The sequence below is a fragment of the Pseudomonas sp. genome (genome assembly GCF_048265905.1).
In the GTDB taxonomy this organism is placed as follows: Bacteria; Pseudomonadota; Gammaproteobacteria; order Pseudomonadales; family Pseudomonadaceae; genus Aquipseudomonas.
This window is the reverse complement of the sequence record NZ_JBLXAP010000007.1, coordinates 94,860-114,393: the sequence shown is the minus strand read 5'-3', so window position 1 is coordinate 114,393 and position 19,534 is coordinate 94,860. Positions and strand designations below refer to the sequence as shown.

14 protein-coding genes and 1 pseudogene are annotated in these 19,534 nt (G+C 53.3%); 2 read left to right on the top strand and 13 right to left on the bottom strand.

Annotated features, from left to right (window positions below):
• Positions 1–16: 16 nt before the first annotated feature.
• The 8 genes and pseudogenes from ACN0UH_RS11740 to ACN0UH_RS11705 all read right to left on the bottom strand — a co-directional run bounded on the left by ACN0UH_RS11740 (position 17) and on the right by ACN0UH_RS11705 (position 10,305).
• Positions 17–2,737: a molybdopterin-dependent oxidoreductase gene (locus ACN0UH_RS11740; protein ID WP_417662206.1), complete on the bottom strand. Its 2,721-nt coding sequence runs from the start codon at positions 2,735–2,737 to the stop codon at positions 17–19.
• A 195-nt stretch (positions 2,738–2,932) separates the two neighbouring features.
• Positions 2,933–4,189 (bottom strand): annotated as a pseudogene (locus tag ACN0UH_RS11735) (NAD(P)/FAD-dependent oxidoreductase); the annotation flags it as partial.
• A 686-nt stretch (positions 4,190–4,875) separates the two neighbouring features.
• Positions 4,876–5,316 carry a thioesterase family protein gene (locus ACN0UH_RS11730; protein ID WP_417662205.1) on the bottom strand — a complete coding sequence of 147 codons (441 nt, stop codon included), beginning with the start codon at positions 5,314–5,316 and terminating at the stop codon, positions 4,876–4,878.
• A gap of 106 nt (positions 5,317–5,422) precedes the next feature.
• Positions 5,423–6,112, bottom strand: coding sequence for a polysaccharide lyase family 7 protein (locus ACN0UH_RS11725; protein ID WP_417662204.1), 690 nt, complete (start codon positions 6,110–6,112; stop codon positions 5,423–5,425).
• A 164-nt stretch (positions 6,113–6,276) separates the two neighbouring features.
• Positions 6,277–7,071 (bottom strand): ABC transporter ATP-binding protein, encoded by a 795-nt coding sequence (locus ACN0UH_RS11720; RefSeq protein WP_417662203.1) that lies wholly within the window; start codon positions 7,069–7,071, stop codon positions 6,277–6,279.
• 16 nt (positions 7,072–7,087) lie between these two features.
• Entirely contained in the window at positions 7,088–8,077 is a 990-nt protein-coding gene (locus tag ACN0UH_RS11715) for an ABC transporter permease (RefSeq protein ID WP_417662202.1), read from the bottom strand.
• Positions 8,078–8,176: 99 nt separating this feature from the next.
• Positions 8,177–9,565, bottom strand: coding sequence for a CmpA/NrtA family ABC transporter substrate-binding protein (locus tag ACN0UH_RS11710; RefSeq protein ID WP_417662201.1), 1,389 nt, complete (start codon positions 9,563–9,565; stop codon positions 8,177–8,179).
• A 425-nt stretch (positions 9,566–9,990) separates the two neighbouring features.
• Positions 9,991–10,305 (bottom strand): transcriptional regulator, encoded by a 315-nt coding sequence (locus tag ACN0UH_RS11705; protein WP_417662200.1) that lies wholly within the window; start codon positions 10,303–10,305, stop codon positions 9,991–9,993.
• A 198-nt stretch (positions 10,306–10,503) separates the two neighbouring features.
• Here ACN0UH_RS11705 and ACN0UH_RS11700 point away from each other — a divergent pair, with 198 nt between their 5' ends.
• Positions 10,504–10,896 (top strand): hypothetical protein, encoded by a 393-nt coding sequence (locus tag ACN0UH_RS11700; protein WP_417662199.1) that lies wholly within the window; start codon positions 10,504–10,506, stop codon positions 10,894–10,896.
• 61 nt (positions 10,897–10,957) lie between these two features.
• Here ACN0UH_RS11700 and alaC read toward each other — a convergent pair whose 3' ends face one another.
• From alaC to acnB, 5 genes are all read right to left on the bottom strand, one after another.
• Positions 10,958–12,190, bottom strand: coding sequence for an alanine transaminase (gene alaC / locus ACN0UH_RS11695; RefSeq protein ID WP_417662198.1), 1,233 nt, complete (start codon positions 12,188–12,190; stop codon positions 10,958–10,960).
• Between the two features lie 122 nt (positions 12,191–12,312).
• Positions 12,313–13,677: a pyridoxal phosphate-dependent decarboxylase family protein gene (locus tag ACN0UH_RS11690; protein ID WP_417662197.1), complete on the bottom strand. Its 1,365-nt coding sequence runs from the start codon at positions 13,675–13,677 to the stop codon at positions 12,313–12,315.
• A gap of 188 nt (positions 13,678–13,865) precedes the next feature.
• Positions 13,866–14,444 carry an ANTAR domain-containing response regulator gene (locus ACN0UH_RS11685; RefSeq protein WP_417662196.1) on the bottom strand — a complete coding sequence of 193 codons (579 nt, stop codon included), beginning with the start codon at positions 14,442–14,444 and terminating at the stop codon, positions 13,866–13,868.
• An 18-nt stretch (positions 14,445–14,462) separates the two neighbouring features.
• The gene (locus ACN0UH_RS11680; protein WP_417662195.1) at positions 14,463–15,671 is read right to left on the bottom strand and encodes a CmpA/NrtA family ABC transporter substrate-binding protein; all 1,209 of its coding nucleotides are present in this window, start codon (positions 15,669–15,671) and stop codon (positions 14,463–14,465) included.
• A gap of 226 nt (positions 15,672–15,897) precedes the next feature.
• On the bottom strand, positions 15,898–18,498 hold the full coding sequence (acnB, locus tag ACN0UH_RS11675; protein ID WP_417662296.1) for a bifunctional aconitate hydratase 2/2-methylisocitrate dehydratase: 2,601 nt from the start codon (positions 18,496–18,498) through the stop codon (positions 15,898–15,900).
• Positions 18,499–19,048: 550 nt separating this feature from the next.
• On the opposite strand from acnB, the gene ACN0UH_RS11670 reads away from it, so the two are divergent.
• On the top strand, positions 19,049–19,531 hold the full coding sequence (locus ACN0UH_RS11670) for a DUF1289 domain-containing protein (RefSeq protein WP_417662194.1): 483 nt from the start codon (positions 19,049–19,051) through the stop codon (positions 19,529–19,531).
• Positions 19,532–19,534: the final 3 nt, after the last annotated feature.

Sequence of the window (19,534 nt, the reverse complement as noted above, 5' to 3'; positions counted from 1 at the left end):
CACAGGTTTTCATCATTTAGCTCACAGCTGCGACGGTTTTTGTTTGCAGCAGTCGCTTGATTTCAGGTACGCAGGAACCGCAACTAGTGCCGCATCCTAACTTTTGTTTTAGCTGGCATAGGTCCAGCCCTTGCTCAATTGCAGTGCAGATGGCTTGTTGACTAACGTTCATGCAGTTGCACAAGGTTTTGTCACCTGCGGTATTGGTTGAACGAGGTGCAGCGGATAGCGGCGCAAGCAACCAACGCCTAAGCTGAACCTCGGCCTTGGCTTCACGCCACATGCTTTTCAGCCAGTCTTGGGCCGTGGTTTCACCGGCTAGGCGCAAAGCAACTATTCGCCCGGCATCCAGGCGTATACGTTTGCTTATGGCCCGCTTAGGATCGTCATATGCCATTACCTGCCCTGAATCAATGCTGAGCAGCCGATCTATTGTGCTGAGTAGTTCGTTACCGGGTGCAAGAGCGTCGGCTGCACGAATTTGCAGGGCAGGGTGGTCGGTGCCGATGAGTGAGAAGCTGGCGTATGCGAACTCCTCAAACAAAGGTCGCAGTTGCTTGAATCGCTGCTGGATGTCGCCCTCGACCAAGGCGTAGAACCTCCATGGCAACTCGATTTTATCGATCTCAACCGTCGCATGTTTAAGCTCAGGTTGTTTCGACAACGGATCGTACTCAGGCTGGGTCAATACATTGGTGCCTAAACCTTTAAGAAAGCGATTGCCCCAGTGCATCGGCAGATAAGCTTGCCCAGGACCAAGGTCGTCATCGGCTTGCACCGGTACGATCAATGAGCCACGGCGACTACGCAGCTTTATCAGTTCGCCATTGCTGAGTTTTCTACGATACATTTCGTCTGAGTTGATACTCAGTACTGCTTCTTCGACATGACCAAACAGGCGCGCGGCTGTGCCTGTTCGGCTCATGCCATGCCAGTGATCACGTAAGCGACCGGTATTGAGGACCAGTGAATAGCGAGCATCACGCTTTTCTAGCGGCGCGCAATAAGCCTCTGCATGAAACCTTGCCCGACCATTAGCGGTGGCAAAAACGCCATCCTCGTATAATCGAGCTGTACCGCGTTGAGCGCCTTGTGGATATGGCCACTGCTGAGGCCCGTACTTATCGAGAATGGCGTAGCTCAAACCGCTGAGGTCAAGATCACGGTCTTGAGTGAGCATTTTGTATTCGTCGAACAGTTGCTCAGGCTGGGTAAAGTTGAACAAGCTTGGCACGTTGGGACGAATCAGTGCTTCAAGTTTGCGCGCGAAGTCACAGGTTATTTGCCAGTCAGCTTTCGCTTCAGCGGGGGCGGCTATTGCGCTGCGTACATGGCTGATTCTGCGCTCAGAGTTGGTCACGCAACCGTCTTTCTCACCCCAACTACTTGCAGGTAAAAGCAGGTCGGCATAAGTGCAGGTTTCAGTGGTGAAGAAGGCCTCTTGCACCACTACAAACGGGCATGTGACCAGCGCTTGATGAACCCGAGTTTGATTGGGCAGTGATTGCGCAGGATTGCTGCAGGCGACCCACAGCGCTTTGATTTTACCGCTATGCACCTGGTCAAACAGCTCAATGGCACTTAAACCGGGCGTTTCTGGTAATCGATCCACCCCCCAGTACTGCGCTACTTGGCTTCTATGTTGCGGATTATCTGCTTCACGGTGACCCGGTAGTAAGTTGGCCAGGCTACCGGTTTCGCGTCCGCCCATTGCATTGGGCTGGCCGGTCAGGGAGAAGGGGCCGGAACCAACTTTACCAATCTGTCCGGTGGCTAAGTGAAGGTTAATCAATGCGCTATTTTTCGCGGTTCCAGCCGTTGATTGATTGAGCCCCATGCACCACAACGAGAGAAAGGCCGGGGCTTGGCTAATCAACTGTGCGCAGGCATGTAACTGCTCTTCTGATATTCCGCAAATATCCGCAACTGCGGTTGGATTGAAGTCGTGTGCTAGCGCATTAAGCGCATCAAAACCATCCGTGTGTTGCGCAATAAAGTCGTGGTTTATCCAGTCTTCCCGCACAAGAATGTGCAAGATACCGTGAAACAACGCGACGTCAGTGCCGGGCACGATTGCCAAATGTAGATCTGCAGCGTCACAGGTATCCGTTCTCCGCGGATCGACTACTATTACCTTCATTGCCGGGCGCTTTGCTTTGGCTTCTTCAAGACGGCGAAACAGAACCGGGTGTGCATAGGCCATGTTGCTGCCAGCAATTAATATGCAGTCGCTAAGCTCTATATCTTCGTAGCTGCAAGGTGGTGCGTCCGCTCCGAGGCTGCGCTTATAACCGACCACGGCGGATGACATGCACAGTCGTGAGTTACTGTCGATATTGTTGGTGCCGATCAGAGCGCGTGCGAGCTTATTGAAAGCGTAATAGTCTTCTGTGAGCAACTGGCCCGAAATATAGAATGCAACGCTTTGCGGCCCATGCTCGCGTATGGTTTCGGCAAAAATCTTGGCAGCATGATCCAACGCGTTGTCCCAGTTTGTACGGCTACGTGGTTGAGACTTATCAAACCGCAGTTCTGGGTACAGGCCTCGTGCGTCAAGGTCGCCAGTCAGGTGCAGCGCTGCCCCTTTGCTGCATAACTTGCCATAGTTGGCCGGGTGAGTTGGGTCTCCCGAGACTGCGATGATCTGCTCATCGTTGTGTTCGATCAAGACCCCACAACCGACCCCGCAATAGCAGCAGGTTGAAGCCGTGATACGGGTTTTATCTGTGCAGCTCATAGCTGTGCTCCCGCTTCCGGCAGATCATTGAACAAGCGTCTCATTAGGCGTTGCATGGTTCAAAGCCTGCAATACACGATCTGCTTCAATCATCGCTGAGGGACTATGCGTATAACCCTGATCGGATGGAATTGTGTTTCCAGAGTCCAGCTCGATCTGCCAGTTAGGTAGCGGGCTGGCCACCTGCTTGTCGCCGACCACCGCGCTGTCAGGCATGTTTGCGGTTTGATGACCGACACCGGCAATCGCATTTTCACCAAACATCAAGTGGTCACGAGTCTGGCTGACGTTTCGCTGCTCGTGTATTTGCTGGAAATACCAGCCGCCGTCTGCGGTGTCGCCATAAAGGCAGGCGCCCACCAGCACGTCATTGCGAATCACCAACTTTTTGTAAACACCGCCAATGGGGTCCGATAAAGTGATGCTCTCCGTGCCGTCAGCACCGATAAATTCGCCGGCTGAAAACAGGTCTATACCGGTGACTTTCAATTTGGTTGAAGTCACTGAGCCTTGATAACGTGAGTATCCAAGTTGGGCGAGGTGATTGGCGCAGACTTTTGCCTGTTCGAACAACGGTGCAACCAAGCCATAAGCCGTGCCGCGATGGTTGGCGCACTCACCAATTGCGTAAATTCTTGGGTCGAAGCTCTGCAGCGTGTCATTGACCACAATTCCTCGGTTACAGGTTATTCCAGAGGCTTCTGCTAACTGGCTGTTGGGGCGGATGCCTGCAGCCATTACTACCAGGTCTGCGGTAATCACATCGTCGTCGGAGAATTTCACCGCGCAAACCCGGCCTTGACCATTATCAAGCAGTTCCGACGTCTGCTTTGATAGCAAGAATTTCAGACCACGATCTTCAAGTGATTTTTGCAGCAGCTTGCCAGCAGTACTGTCGAGTTGGCGTTCAAGTAGCGTCTCGCCTATGTGCACAACGGTGACATCCATACCGCGCAGTTTTAAGCCATTGGCCGCCTCAAGACCCAGTAGGCCACCGCCAATGACTACGGCGTGTCTGTGGGTTTTTGCGGTATCCATCATCACTTGTGTATCAGCAATATCTCGGTAGCCAATGACACCTTCAAGTTTGTTGCCGGGAATCGGCAAAATGAATGGAGTGGAACCGGTGGCGATAAGCAGTCGATCGTATTTGGCAGTGCTGCCGTCATCGGCGGTTACCAAGCGTTGTTTGCGATTGATTTGGGTGACCTTGCATCCCAGTAATAGCTTGATGTTGTTGTCTGCGTACCAACTGAAGTCGTTAAGCACTATTTCATCAAAAGTCTGTTCGCCAGCAAGCACGGGTGAAAGCAGGATGCGGTTGTAGTTGGGGTGGGGCTCTGCACCGAATACCGTAATGTCGTAAAGCTCGGGGCTGAGTTTGATCAACTCTTCCAAGGTGCGAACGCCCGCCATGCCGTTGCCGATCATTACTAACTTGAGTTTTTTCATCCCGGTTTTCTCCTGGATAAAAATCACGGAAAACAAAAAAGGCGTCCCGCTAGTTACCTAGCGAGGACGCCTTTGTCCAAGTCCCGTTCTGTCGGGAAGTGCAGTCTTCTTCGTTGAAGAATGCGCTTTATTTAAATTGTGGTAATGCCTATGCAGACTGTGTGCCAAGTACTGTTAGCAAGTGGTTTACCTTGTTTGGCCCGAGAAAGGGCCTTAACAAGCAAATTTTGTGCACTGCTATAAAGCGCCTTGCTCAGTTGGAGTGCGTACAAAGTAGCCTGCTTCATGTTTCGATATGGGTCAGGAAGCCACACTGCAGGCCGGGTAGCTGAGCAGTTTTTGGTTGTTGTGTGGCGCCGCTTAAACTTTATTTATATCGTTTTTTTGTAGACACATGACGCTGTTTGAGTGTTGGGGCGCTGTCTGCGAAGTCGTGTTTTGTAGGGATTGTTCAAGCGCGGCGTGGGTTGGAATGGGCAGTGCGAGTAAGGCGATGGCGAGAAAATTGGTGGTTAGCCCAGCGAAACGGGTGTGGCTCGATGTGATCGGCATTACAGTTCCCCCTGCTTTTATAATGGTGCGCTTAAAGCATCGAATGCATAAAAGCGAAGCAGAGGGTTAGTGTTAAGTGTCACTTTCTGCAACGCCTTTTTACGTTGCATTAAGTTTATGCATTGAATGTGCCGTTATATCCAGTTAACCCGTGGAAACTTATCACTGAATGCGCCAGGCATTTGCGCCACCTGACTTGTTTTATAGTTAAAGAATACAAAACCTGACTTGGCCATTGCGATTAAGCTTTGATCTGCTTGACGCGTGATGCGAAAAGTAATATCTCCACCGTATTTGTTGAAGTCCATCACCCCGACTTCAAAAAGCAACTGATCTCGTGCATGGGCCTCTGCGCGGTAGGTGGTGGCTAAGTCTGTGACGATGATGCCGACACCTTCCTCGCTGGCTTCCTCGATACCAAAATCAAATAAGAAGCGGGCGCGGGCTTCAGAAATCATTGAGATCATCGAGTCGTTACCGAGGTGGTTGGCGGCGTTGATGTCGGTTACACGCACGGTAAGGTGAGTGCTAAAACAGAATTGATCTTCAGGAAAGGTAAGAGTCAGACGGGCCATTCAAGTACTCATCAACAGCCACAGCTGTATAGATTAAAAGAACCCTATTGTACGGCTACAGCTGGGTGATGGGCAGCGTCATCTCAGCTGCCCGTAATCAACCCAACTAATTGCGGTGCAGAGTATTGAGCGAGTAGAAAGTGACCCGACCGCCTTCAATTGAATAACCTTGGTTGTCCTGTATATAGGCGCCGGCTTTGTAGTACAGCAGCTGCCGACTCCAACTGCTGCTCAATTGTTTATAGAACGAACCATTGTCGCCGCTGCTTTTTACAGTGACGCCAAGACGGCCTGTCGAAGTAATGCGAAGTTGGTAGCTGAAACGTTCATTCAGATCAACGTTCTCGGCCAGCAGAATGTTGGTGACTGTCGAGCTGCCAGGTTGTGCGCGATAAAGCAGTTCAAGCCGTCCCGTACCATTTTTATAGTGGTATTGCAGTTTAATCAGCGGGTCATTTTCACTCCCTGGCTGATCCTTGCTATGGATTTGACCCACAATAACTTTGTTTTTGCTCGGCACTACGTTGACCGCGAGTACCGCACTTAAATAGTTATCAGCATCTTTGTAGTACCAGTTATGTAGCGTGCCATCTGCATAGGTTTCCCGTAATTCGCTGCGTGGATAGCTGGCATCTTCGGTGCGGGAGCCTGTAACTGGCACCCAAAATACGACGGTTTCATTGCCGTCATTACGAAAGTATTGGCTTGAGTAACCGCTTTGAATGCGGGACGCGCTGATTTCGGTGGGCGTCGGAGGTGTAGGTATTGATAGATTCCAAGTGGACAGATCAAACACATTAGATCCTTAGAGGGTCGCCGTTCAGTGAACAATTTAACTGCAACTGTTCGGCGACCTTCGCTGTACTAGGTTCAACGCATCTGACCAACGGAGTCCAGAACATCTGTTCTAGAGCGCTCGCGGCTGTTCAATTGATGTTAGCCGATGATTGGCCATCTGGTTTAAGCCGCTGGGCGATGCTGTTTCTGATACAGGAACTCAAGCACGGCAGCACGATACTCGTGATAGCGTGGATCGTGGGCCAAAGCCATTCGCTCTCGGGGTCTGGCCAGCTCGACGTGAAGAATCTCCCCAACTGTTGCTGAAGGTCCATTGCTCATCATGACAATACGATCGGACAGCAACACTGCTTCATCAACATCATGGGTGATCATGATAACGGTGTTACCGAGATCGGCATGGATCTCCATCAGTGAGTCCTGCAGGTGTGCGCGGGTGAGGGCGTCGAGCGCGCCAAAGGGTTCATCCATCAACAGGATTTTCGGCTGCATAGCCAATGCGCGCGCAATACCGATGCGCTGTTTCATACCGCCGGATATCTCGCTGGGGCGTTTGTCGCGGGCGTGAGTCATGTGTACCAGCGCTAAATTGTGCTCAATCCATTCACGCATCTCAGCTTTGCTTTTACTGTTCTTAAACACTTGGCGTACAGCCAGTTCGATGTTTTGGTAACAGCTAAGCCAAGGCAAGAGGCTGTGGTTCTGAAACACCACGGCTCGTTCCGGGCCGGGCGAGTTGACTTCACGGTTGTCGAGAATTACCCCGCCAGTAGTAGCCTGATACAGCCCGGCAACAATATTCAGTACGGTTGATTTGCCGCAACCCGAGTGGCCAATCAGAGAAACAAACTCGCCCTTGGCGATTTTCAAATCAACGTCTTTGAGTGCGCAAAACAGGCCTTTATCAGTCGGAAAGCTAATGCCTACGCCAGTCAACTCAAGGTGTGCAGTTTTCATAGAATATCCTCAGTGTTTAGCGCAGGTCGGCGTTTTTGTCCCAGCTCACATATTTCTGCAGGGCCAGCATCAGGCGATCCAAGGCAAAGCCGATCAGGCCAATCACGATCACGGCAACCATGATTCTGCCAAGTGAGTTTGAGCTGCCGTTTTGGAACTCGTCCCAAATGAATTTACCCAGGCCAGGGTTTTGCGCGAGCATTTCGGCGGCGATCAACACCATCCAGCCTGTAGCCAGCGACAAACGCAGGCCCGTAAAAATCATTGGGATGGCGGCCGGTAGAACGATTCGACGTATATGGCTGAGCGGCGACAAGCTGAGCACGCGACTGACGTTTTGCAGGTCTTTATCCAGATTCGCCACGCCGACAATGGTGTTGATCACCGTTGGCCACAAACAGCACAAGGCAACGGTCACAGCTGAAGTCACGAATGACTTGGCAAATAACGGGTTTGCGCTGGTGTAAACCGCGCTGACAACCATGGTTACCAGCGGCAACCAGGCCAGCGGTGATATGGGTTTGAATATCTGGATCAGTGGATTGATCGCGTTGTAGAGCTGTTTGCTCAGGCCGCAGACAATTCCCAATGGAATCGCGATCAGCGACGCGATGATGAAGCCGGTCATGACCGTATAGAGGCTGGTAATGATTTGTTTGAAGAAGGTTGGTTTGCCGGTGTATTGACGGATCTTGACCTCGGCGCCTGGGTTTTTGCTGAGCAGAGCTTCATTGCGCACTTCTTGGCGTTGATAGAACGCAGCTTCACGTGTGACTTCGCGCTGGTGCTCGTCGATCAGGTTGCTGAACTGGCTGGCAACTTGAGCCGGGCCCGGGAAGGTTCCAAGGCTGGTATTGATACTGCCGGCAACCATCTGCCAGAACAGTAGAAAAGCAGCCAGGCCAATAATTGGCATCAGCAGATTGGGCAACCAGCGTTTAAAAGCTGCGCTTCGTGCGCTCTTCATGGTCTGTGTAATTTGCTCGGAGATGGCGGGGTTACTCATCAACTAATCCTCGGTGGATATGCATCAGCTGTAACTGATGGATAAAGCACATTGCGCTTGGTTGTGGCGCAAGAGTTGTCATATGCACAGCGCAGTTCTCTAGAGCACAGAGTCATGCTTCAAGCCAATTTTCATCTGTTCGATATAGGCGTTTGGCTTGCGCCCGTCATAGGTCAAGCCATCAATGAATTCGTTCGTTGGGGCGCGAAAGCCGCTTTCATCAGGAGTTGGAAAGTCGCTGGCTTTAGCCTTGCCCTCGGCGATCAGCTCGTCGGCAGCCTGGCGATATACCGAGGGTTGATAGACTTGCTTGGCGATATCGAAATACCAACTGTCGGGCTTGGCATCGGCGATCTGGCCCCAGCGGCGCATTTGCGTGAGGTACCAGATTGCGTCGGAATAGAACGGGTAGGTGGCGTGGTAGCGAAAGAACACATTGAAATCTGGCACGCTGCGCTTGTCGCCTTTCTCGTACTCAAAGGTTCCAGTCATCGAATTTGCGATGACTTTGGCATCAGCCCCGACATATTCAGGACGCGACAGAATTTCCACGGCCTCTTGGCGGTTGGCATTGTTGTTTTCATCCAGCCACATGGCGGCGCGGATTAGTGCTTTGACCAGGTGTTTGTGGGTTTCAGGATTGGCATCGGCCCATGTCTTTGATACTCCGAGCACTTTCTCCGGGTTGTTTTTCCAGATTTCGTTATCGGTGATGACCGGTACACCGATACCTTTGAACACCGCCTGCTGATTCCAGGGTTCACCCACGCTGTAGCCGCTGATGGTGCCAGCCTCCATGGTTGAAGGCATCTGCGGCGGCGGGGTTACCGAAAGCAGGGCATTGGCACTCAATGTGCCTGAGATATCGCCTTTGGCGGGCGCGTAGTAACCGGGGTTTATCCCGCCAGCAGCAAGCCAATAGCGCAGTTCGTAATTGTGAGTGGACACCGGAAAGACCATGCCCATATTGAAGGGTTTGCCTTCGGCCTTATATCGCTCGATCACCGGCTTGAGCGCAGCGGCGCTGATGGGGTGAACCGGTTTACCATCCTCCATTGGTATGTTTTTCTTCATCTCTGCCCATACCGCATTGGAAACGGTAATGCCGTTGCCGTTGAGGTCCATGGAAAACGCGGTGACAATCTGCGCCTTGGTGCCAAAGCCGATTGTTGCGCCAAGCGGCTGACCGGCGAGCATGTGTGCACCGTCTAGCTCGCCAGTGATTACCCGGTCGAGCAAGACCTTCCAGTTGGCTTGCGCTTCAAGGGTGACGTAAAGGCCTTCGTCCTCGAAGTAGCCTTTCTCATACGCGATGGCCAACGGCGCCATATCGGTGAGCTTGATAAAACCCAGTTTTAGCTCTGCTTTCTCGGGTTCGGTGGCACTGGCTAAAGGACTGGTCATTGCTCCGAACAGCAATAATGCTGCGCAGTAGCTACTGGCCAAGGCCTTGTTGAGTAATGAGCGCGATGGTGTGGAATGGCGCATTGAAACTCCTCAGCTATCAGAAACGAAAAAAGACGTCGAAACCTACCCGCAATGAAAATGCGTGCAGCTTTGACGTCTTTGTCTATTTCGTCTCGATCACCGCCGTTGGCGACCCGAAGACGGATGTCATGAGGTTATTGCAAGGTGCTTGCCAGGCAGTGGCTTAGACAGCTAATTGATTTTTTTGATTAAACTAAATACATAAAAAACAATTACTTATTTTACATTTTTAATGTCATGTATAGGTATCGGCTCTGGCTGTAATGCAGGCTAATGTAACCCGGCGCTGGGCCACGCTGGTGCGCCGTTATGTGGCAGGACATCCTGCGTGCTCAATAACAGCGCAGGTGCTTGAGTATTCCTCAGACGCTTTCTGGTTAGGTTACCCGCCTGCAGGAAGCGCTATTCAGTTGCAACCAAGCGCTTTAGCTGGCGGGACGTTTGCGCGGTTCTTCGACAAAGTCTTTCAGCCAGCGCAGGACCTCAACGGCCTCCCAGCGAGTGGGGTCGAACATCGCATAGACCAAGCCCTGATACCCGACAACATCGAGCGGGCGGTGATAACCCGCGCGCTGGAAAAGCGCCTCGATTTCTGCGAAGCAGGTGTTGAAGTGGATTCTATTGAAAGGTGTTTTGCCTTCGGTGACGATCCCCTCGAGGTGGAGTTCATCAACCGTGGCGCGCACCTTTTCCAGAGGCATTCGGTTAACTGTTTGTTTTAATTGCATTACGTCCAGCATCGTTGCGCTCCTAATCAAGCCTGTGCGGTATCTGACGCAACTTCGTCAGGTTGCGTGAGTAAGGTTAATATAAAAGCACTGTACAAATAAACAGTATTCGGCGATAGTCTTTCCATCGCGCTACAAATTTCATTCATCCGCGATGGCCTGACGGCGACAACGCCCCAGTCCAGTGGATACGCAAAGGGGCAACTAGCAATGCAACAGATGATGATGACAGTTTTGGTATTGGTCATGCTCAGCGGCTGTGCGCAACCCTCCCTTGAGCAGCCAAAAGCGAATGGCACCTATTTGGTTATCGACAATAACGATGCATGGGCCGTGGTTATTTCAGATGGCAAGCGGGTTGCGGAACACGGCATGGTTGTTGATGTGATCGGCATGCCGAAGCAGGGCGTTGCCGTTGCCAATAGTTACGTGATTGATACACCCAATTGCGGACGTGTGCAGTGGATGGCGCAACATGATGATGTTGCCGATGGTGTAACCAGCCTCATGGCGCTCAGTTACAACAAACAACTAACGCAGTCGGGCTGCGTGATTGGCGAGGGTTTGAGCAGTGTCTGGACCGTTCTCGACTATTCGAGCTGATCCAGATTGACCCGAGGCGTGCTGAAACTGCTCGGTAACATAAGTTACCGAGCAGGGGATCCTACTTAACGGGTTTAGCAATCGCTGCAGTGCCAGGCAGCAGACCATTGCTTCTGAACATATGCTTGATGCCGCGCAGGGCCTGACGAATACGGTCTTGGTTCTCAATCAGGGCAAAGCGCACATGGTCATCACCATAATCGCCAAAGCCGATGCCGGGTGAAACGCAGACTTTGGCTTCCGCCAACAGCTTTTTGGCAAACTCCAAAGAACCAAGCTGGGCGTAGGGCTCTGGAATCTTGGCCCAGACGTACATTGAGGCTTTGGGGTTCTCAACCATCCAACCTAGTTCGTGCAGGCCTTTGACCATTAGGTTGCGGCGTTGACGGTACTGCTCTGCAATATCGCGCACACACTGCTGATCCCCTTCGAGGGCGGCGATTGCAGCGACCTGCAGCGGGGTGAAGGTGCCGTAATCGTGATAGCTCTTGATTCGCGCCAGAGCGTTTACCAGTTCTTTATTGCCAACCATGAAGCCAATTCGCCAACCGGCCATGTTGTAACTCTTGGACAGGGTGAAGAACTCCACCGCAACATCCTTGGCGCCCGGAACTTGCATGATAGATGGTGCCTTCCAGCCGTCATAGACGATGTCGGCGTAGGCGAGGTCGTGCACCACCAACACGTCGTATTGTTTGGCCAGCGTCACTACGCGCTCGAAGAAGTCCAACTCAACACACTGCGCGGTCGGATTGGATGGAAAGCCCAAAATCATCATCTTTGGCTTGGGAATGGATTCGCGTATGGCGCGCTCCAATTCTGCGAAAAAGTCGACACCAGGCACCAGCGGTACTGAGCGCACCTGTGCACCGGCAAGTACGGCGCCATAAATATGGATCGGGTAGCTGGGGTTTGGCACCAATACCGTATCACCGTGATCCAGCGTCGCCAGCATCAGGTGGGCTAAACCTTCCTTGGAGCCAATGGTGACGATGGCTTCATCTTCAGGATCGATATCCACTTGGTAGCGGTCGGCATACCAACGTGAAATCGCTCGTCGCAGGCGTGGAATTCCACGTGAGGTCGAATAGCCGTGAGTGTCTTCGCGTTGCGCAACGGTACAGAGTTTTTCAACGATATGCGGCGGGGTGGGGCCGTCTGGATTGCCCATGCTGAAGTCAATGATGTCTTCGCCACGGCGACGTGCAGCCATTTTCAGTTCAGCGGTGATGTTGAAAACGTAAGGGGGGAGACGATCGATGCGCGCAAAGCGGCGCTTAGCTTGCTCAGCCATGTAAACCTCGAAGTACGTAAGCGCCCGGAACCGTCCGAGCGACGCTGGCCACTGCGGTGGCCCGTTGCGAAGATAAACCGAGCAAGCCCGCGTTGTCGAGTGGCTGCGCTGCAATTACAGACTCAGTTGGTTATTTCCTGTTTGAGTGCAATCAACAGATCAGTGAGCCGATCTATATCTGCATCGGTGGTGCGCCAGGATGAGATACTTAGGCGAAAGGCAGGGCGCCCTTGCCAGATTGTCGGTCCAAACCAGACTTGACCGGATGCTTGCGCAGCAAGGCGGATGGCTAGGGTTTGTTGATCGTTATCTGCCCGCACCAGAACCTGATTGAGTACCACGCGGTTGAGTACCTGATAGCCGGCTGCGCGCAGCCGCTCCGCCACATCGCTGGCTTGACGAATGTGCTGGTCAATCATCTGACATAAGCCTGCGCGACCCAGTGATGCGAGGGCTGCCCAGATAGGGATGCCCCGGGCACGACGCGAGAATTCTAGCGTCAGGTTCTTCTGCGCGTCTTTTGAAGCGTGGGCATAGGCTGCATCACTGTTCATGGCCGCAGCAAGCGCATTGGCATCGCGGCAGATAGCCATGGCTCCGTCGTATGGCGTGTTCAGCCATTTATGTCCGTCGGTGGTCCAGCTGTCTGCAAGCTCGACGCCTTCTGCAAGTTGTGCCGAGGATGAGGCACGGGCCCAAAGACCAAATGCTCCGTCTATATGAACCCAGGCGCCGGCTACTTTGGCTTTAGGAATAAGCGCGCGGAAAGGGTCGAACTCGCCGGTATTCACTTCGCCCGCTTGCAGGCAGAGGATGCACATGTCATCTAGTGGCGGCAGTTGTAGTGGGTCTATTCGACCATGTTCGTCGACAGGTGCGATGAGCAGTCGATTCATGCCGAAGCCCAGCACACGCAAGGCCTTCTTCACCGTGATGTGTACGCTGGCGGATACCACGACACGTATCTCCGGGGAGCCGATCAAGCCATCACCGTCAAAATCCCAACCCTTGCGTTCCAGTAGCGAGCGGCGCGCAGCGGATAGGCACGCCAGTGTGCAAGCAGTGGCGCTGGTGCCAAAGCCGACCGCGCTATTTTTTGGCAGTTCCAGTGCTTCGAGTACCCAGCGTCCGGCGATACGCTCGATTGCATCGGCGGCCGGAGAGTTGTCGAATGACGAGGCGCATTGATCCCAAGCCAGCACCATGCGTTCGGCCGCTGCGGCGGCGGGGAGGGTGGCGCCGATGACAAAGCCGAAATAGCGCGAGCCATTGGAACTGACGGTGGCGGGCGAGGCTATCTCATCCAGACGGCGCAGGACGTCGCTGGCGGATTCGCCATGCTCGGCAAATGGTTGATCGAGGATGCTAAGCGCAGCGATGGCTTCGTGAGTCGGGAACACTGGGCGAGCGGCCAGGCTATCGAAATAGTTCAGTGCGCGCTGGTCGGCTTCGGCAAGCAGTTGGCGTTCTACAAAGCGGGCAGACATATTGGGCTCACTGGCGGCGACTGTGTATGAGGCTTTATCTTAGCCAGCTAGGTTTAACTAACGCAGATACAACCGGGCGTTGAGACAGCTGTACAGTTGACCGCCAGCCGAGGCTGCGAGCAGAACAGTGATGTTTCAAGCCATACAGTTAGCGGCTTTGAGTGGAAGCTCATCGCGGCAGCGGTTGCTTAATTACCCAGCAGGTCGTGCATAACAATGATCTGCTCGGCAACTTGCGCCAATTTTTGTTGACGGCTCATGGCTTGGCGCCGCATTAGGGTGTAGGCGGCTTCTTCATCGCAACTTTTCATTTTCATTAGCAAACCTTTAGCCAGTTCTATCCGCTTACGTTCAGCCAACTGTGCGTCGCGTGCATGCAATTGCGCGCGCATTGCTTGATCACTCTCAAAGCGGGCCATCGCTACATCTAAAATCGGTTGCAGGCGCTGGGCGTGAATCCCTTCGACGATGTAAGCACTGACGCCTGATTGAATAGCCTGACGCATGACGCTCGGATTGTGCTCGTCGGTGAACATGACAATGGGGCGTGGCTGGTCACGAGTCACCAGCACCACTTGCTCCATGACGTCACGGCTGGGCGACTCACTGTCGATCAGAATCACATCTGGGCGTACCGCCTCAACGCGGGCGGGCAGATCAATGGTTAAGCCGGACTCATCGATAACCTCAAATCCGGCCTCGCTCAGCGCAGCCTTGAGTCGGCCGACTTTTTTCGCGGTGTCGTTGATTAGCAGTATGCGCAACATGTTTTGGCCTCCTGCCTGTTATTGGGCGATCACAGGGCTATCGCTCAACGCGTGAAGTGCAAAGCTTCGTGCATAGTCTGCCGGGTTGCTCCCGTCCCAGCATTTGCCGTCAAGCAAGATGCTGCTGCGCATGGCTGCAGGTACGGGGATATTCAGTGCATTTGCAGCTTGGCAATAAATGTCGAGTTGCTGGATATCTTGCGCGATGCTCAGATAATCCGGGTCATCACGAAGCAAGCCCCAGCGGCGGAATTGAGTCATAAACCACATGCCGTCAGACAAGTACGGCATGTTGACTGCACCATCAGCATGGAAGCGCAGTGGATGTGGATCGGCCCAGGCATTGCCAAGGCCGTCCTGGTAGTGGCCAAGGAAGCGCGGTTCTATGGTGGACAAGGGGGCGTCAACATAATCAGCGCTGCTAATCAGCTTGGCGGTGCTGCGCTTGTTTTCCGGGTTCTCATCAATAAAGCGACTGGCTTCCAACACTGCCATGGTTAAGGCGCGTGCAGTATTAGGGTAAAGCTCGACGAACTCGCGGGTTACACCCAGTACCTTTTCTGGGTGATCTGGCCAAATCATTTGGCTCGTCGCTACGGTGAACCCCTGGCCTTGTTCAACCGCCATTGCCCCCCAAGGGCCGCCAGCACAGAAACCATCGATCCGCTCTGCGTTAAGGTGCGCAACCATTTGTGCGGGCGGCACAACTACAGTATTGACGTCGGTGAGCGGGTGAATGCCTTGGCTGGCCAGCCAGTAAGACAACCACATGGCGTGAGTGCCGGTGGGGAAGGTTTGCGCGAAGGTGAGTTTTGCACTGCTTTGATGCACGTAGGCATTTAGCGCCTCGCCATTGATCACGCCATTGCGCTTAAGTTGTTCTGATAGATTGATCGCTTGGCCGTTGTGATTAAGGCCCATCAGAATCGCCATCTGGGTTGCCGGACCACCAATACCAAGGTGTGTGCCGTAAATCTGGCCATACAGTGATTGTGCGGCATCGAGTTCACGGCTAAGTAGCTTATCGCGCACAGTAGCCCAAGAGGACTGGCGCTGTAGATTGAGGGTCAAGCCATAAGGCTGGGCAAAGCCTTGAGTGGCTGCCACGATCAATGACGCCGAATCAGTCAGCGCCATAAAGCCTAGGTTCAACGTGCTCTTTTCAGGGGCGTCTGAGCCATTAACCCAATCCAATGCATCTGCGCGGCCAATTGTTCGATCACCCATTTAGCATTCCCTGTGCAACACAAAAAAAGCGTCGTTCCAGTCTCTGCGCTTGGCAGTACCGAGACGACGCCATTGTCGATAAGCGAGCTCCCTAATTGGAGCTGCTTGCTATGTCTGTACTTGATATGTTCCTAGCAATCCATGTGCCAGTGGTCTCGCGCTTGTCGCTAAATTCTGGGCAAAAAAAGCCCCGCACTAGGCGGGGCTCTTTCAATGCAGCTAACGCTTAAGCTTGAACGACCGGGATATTGGCGTTCGCAGCGGCTTCGCGGAACTCAGCGATCTGGTCGAAGCTGAGGTAGCGGTAAACATCAGCAGCCATGCTGTCGATATCTTTCGCGTAGCCCATGTACTCTTCAACCGTCGGCAGTTTGCCGGTGATTGCAGCGACCGCAGCCAGTTCGGCAGAGGCCAGGTACACGTTAGCGCCATCGCCCAAACGGTTCGGGAAGTTACGCGTCGAGGTCGATACCACGGTGGAATTGGCTTCTACACGCGCCTGGTTACCCATGCACAGCGAGCAGCCCGGCATTTCCATGCGTGCGCCAGCCTTGCCGAAGATGCCGTAGTAGCCTTCTTCAGTCAGTTGGTGGGCGTCCATCTTGGTCGGCGGCGACAGCCACAGACGAGTAGGGATGCCACCTTTGACTTTATCCAGCAGCTTACCAGCAGCGCGGAAGTGACCAATGTTGGTCATGCACGAGCCGATAAACACTTCGTCGATCTTCTCACCCTGAACGCTCGACAGCAGGCGAGCATCGTCTGGGTCGTTTGGTGCGCAGAGAACTGGCTCTTTCAGCTCTGACAAATCGATTTCGATGACTTCAGCATATTCCGCGTCAGCATCAGCGCTCATCAGTTCTGGGTTGGCCAGCCATGCTTCCATCGCTTGCGCGCGACGTTCCATGGTGCGTGCATCACCGTAGCCTTCGCTGATCATCCAGCGCAGCAGGGTGATGTTCGACTGCAGGTATTCGGCAATTGCCTTTTCCGGCATCTTGATGGTGCAACCAGCAGCGGAACGCTCTGCCGAGGCGTCAGACAGTTCGAACGCTTGTTCAACGGTCAGCTCATCGAGACCTTCGATCTCAAGGATACGGCCGGAGAAGGCGTTGATCTTGCCTTTCTTCTCAACAGTCAGCAGACCTTTCTGGATCGCGTAGTAAGGGATCGCATGTACCAGGTCACGCAGGGTGATGCCAGGCTGCATTTTGCCCTTGAAGCGAACCAGAATGGATTCAGGCATGTCCAGTGGCATAACACCAGTGGCGGCTGCGAAGGCAACCAGGCCCGAACCGGCTGGGAACGAGATACCCATTGGGAAGCGGGTGTGTGAGTCGCCACCAGTACCAACGGTGTCTGGCAGCAGCATGCGGTTCAGCCAGCTGTGGATGATGCCGTCACCTGGACGCAGCGAGACGCCACCGCGGGTGCGGATGAAGTCAGGCAGGGTGTGGTGAGTGGTCACATCGATCGGCTTAGGGTAAGCCGCAGTGTGGCAGAACGACTGCAGAACCAAGTCAGCGGAGAAACCCAGGCACGCAAGGTCTTTCAGCTCATCACGGGTCATTGGCCCCGTGGTGTCTTGAGAGCCTACGGTGGTCATCTTCGGTTCGCAATAGGTGCCAGGACGCACACCTTCTACGCCGCAAGCCTTACCCACCATTTTCTGCGCCAGGGTGAAGCCTTTGTCGCTGTCTGCTGGCTGCTCAGGTTTTTTGAACAGATCAGCTGGGCCAAGACCCAATTCAGCGCGCGCCTTGTCAGTCAGGCCACGGCCAACGATCAACGGAATACGACCGCCTGCACGAACTTCGTCGAGCAGTACTGGGGTTTTCAGTTCAAAGGTGGTGATGACGTCGTCAGTACCGTGCTTGCACACTTTACCGGCGTATGGGTAAACGTCGATGACGTCGCCCATGGCGATGTTGGTAACATCAAATTCGATAGGCAGGGCACCGGCATCTTCCATGGTGTTGTAGAAGATTGGCGCAATTTTGTTACCGAAGCAGAAACCGCCAGCGCGCTTGTTCGGCACGTAAGGAATGTCATCGCCAAAGAACCAGAGCACCGAGTTGGTCGCGGATTTACGCGATGAGCCCGTACCCACAACGTCGCCTACATAGGCAACTGGGAAGCCCGCAGCGCGGATTTCTTCGATTTGCTTCAGTGGGCCAGTGACGCCCTGTTGCTCAGGTACGATGCCGTCGCGAGCCATTTTCAACATGGCCAAGGCGTGCAGCGGGATATCTGGGCGCGACCATGCATCTGGAGCTGGTGACAGGTCGTCAGTGTTGGTTTCGCCAGTGACCTTGAACACGCTCAGGCTGTATTTCTCAGCGATTGGCGCGCGCTTGGTAAACCATTCGCCGTCAGCCCAGGATTGCAGCACAGCTTTAGCATTGGCGTTGCCAGCTTTAGCTTTTTCAGCCACGTCGTGGAAAGCATCGAACATCAGCAGGGTGTGCTTCAGTTGCTCTGCAGCAACGGTACCCAGTGTGGCGTCTTCGAGCAGTTCAACCATGGTGGCAATGTTGTAACCGCCTTGCATGGTGCCAAGCAGTTCAACAGCGCGCTTCTTGTCGATCAAAGGAGAAGCGGCTTCACCTTTGGCGACAGCAGATAGGAAACCAGCCTTAACATAGGCTGCTTCGTCCACACCTGGTGGTACGCGATTGGTGATCAGGTCAACGAGGAATTCTTCTTCGCCAGCAGGCGGGTTTTTCAGCAGTTCAACCAGACCTGCGGTTTGTTCGGCGTTCAGCGGCTGGGGCACGATACCCTGAGCGGCACGCTCTGCTACGTGTTTGCGATAGGCTTCAAGCACAGTTATTACCCTCATCAGTGGTCCCAAATTTCTGTCCGGGACGCATATCCAGAAAGCACCGAACCAAGCGCTGTAAAGGCTTTATGGGCCAATCAGCCAAGGTTTCAGGGATTTCTTCCAGAAGCTGCTTTCAAAGTTTTACGCCAGCAGGACGAGATAGATGAGGGCTGGCACCAATACTTGGATTGACCCAAGTAGGGGTGCCAACATCGTACCTGCGGGATTAACTGTGCTCGTGACGCTTTGAAAACAGCTTCCAACGGACTTTGGCGCCTATAAAAGGCCCGACGATTCTACTGGAAAGCGCGGGTAAAGTTAAGTCAAAGCCTTGATTGCGCGTGTTTGCACAAAAAATAGTCAAAAGCGGCTTAAAAACTCTGCATATGCTGCTTTAAGTGGCTTGAGAGTAGGGTAAATGGCAGTTTTGTCATGTTTTGTCTGAAACGACTCTTTCAGGTGAACATCGATACACACAATTTTTCTTGGGTGAACTGACCTAGACAAAGGGCTAATATGCCCGCCTGTTAGTTATGTGAATGTTGTTTTTGCTATGTCCAGTCAGCCGATTAAAACGCCCTGTGTTGGCCTGTGTTCCACGGTTTATGGCGACCTTGTATGTCGTGGTTGCAAGCGCTTTCACCATGAGGTGATCGCTTGGAACGGTTATGACGAGGAGGCTAAGCAAGCTGTATGGCAACGCCTTGAGGTATTGCTGGTGCAGGTAATGGAAGGCAAGGTTGAAGTGTTCGATGCGCAGCGCTTGCGTGAGCAGTTGACGCAGCGGCAAATTCGCTTTGTGCCGAATCAATCACCCTATTGCTGGGCTTATCAGTTGATCGCCAGAGGCGCGCGGGTGATTATCCAGCTTGAAGCTTACGGTATGGCGCTGTTGCCAGAGTTTCGCAACTGGTCGTTGCCGGAGCTGCGCGATGCCATCGATCGCGAGTTTTTTATACTTTCCGAGGCGCACTATGAGCGCTATATCGCTCCGCGCTTTCTCAATGAGGCGTTAAAGGTCGATCCGAAGCCATAGCAA

Coding starts and splice junctions, on each gene's coding strand:
- ACN0UH_RS11740 (WP_417662206.1), bottom strand. CDS start 2,737: ATGAGCTGCACAGATAAAACCCGTATCACGGCTTCAACCTGCTGCTAT.
- ACN0UH_RS11730 (WP_417662205.1), bottom strand. CDS start 5,316: ATGGCCCGTCTGACTCTTACCTTTCCTGAAGATCAATTCTGTTTTAGC.
- ACN0UH_RS11720 (WP_417662203.1), bottom strand. CDS start 7,071: ATGAAAACTGCACACCTTGAGTTGACTGGCGTAGGCATTAGCTTTCCG.
- ACN0UH_RS11715 (WP_417662202.1), bottom strand. CDS start 8,077: ATGAGTAACCCCGCCATCTCCGAGCAAATTACACAGACCATGAAGAGC.
- ACN0UH_RS11710 (WP_417662201.1), bottom strand. CDS start 9,565: ATGCGCCATTCCACACCATCGCGCTCATTACTCAACAAGGCCTTGGCC.
- ACN0UH_RS11705 (WP_417662200.1), bottom strand. CDS start 10,305: ATGCTGGACGTAATGCAATTAAAACAAACAGTTAACCGAATGCCTCTG.
- ACN0UH_RS11700 (WP_417662199.1), top strand. CDS start 10,504: ATGCAACAGATGATGATGACAGTTTTGGTATTGGTCATGCTCAGCGGC.
- alaC (WP_417662198.1), bottom strand. CDS start 12,190: ATGGCTGAGCAAGCTAAGCGCCGCTTTGCGCGCATCGATCGTCTCCCC.
- ACN0UH_RS11690 (WP_417662197.1), bottom strand. CDS start 13,677: ATGTCTGCCCGCTTTGTAGAACGCCAACTGCTTGCCGAAGCCGACCAG.
- ACN0UH_RS11685 (WP_417662196.1), bottom strand. CDS start 14,444: ATGTTGCGCATACTGCTAATCAACGACACCGCGAAAAAAGTCGGCCGA.
- ACN0UH_RS11680 (WP_417662195.1), bottom strand. CDS start 15,671: ATGGGTGATCGAACAATTGGCCGCGCAGATGCATTGGATTGGGTTAAT.
- ACN0UH_RS11670 (WP_417662194.1), top strand. CDS start 19,049: ATGTCCAGTCAGCCGATTAAAACGCCCTGTGTTGGCCTGTGTTCCACG.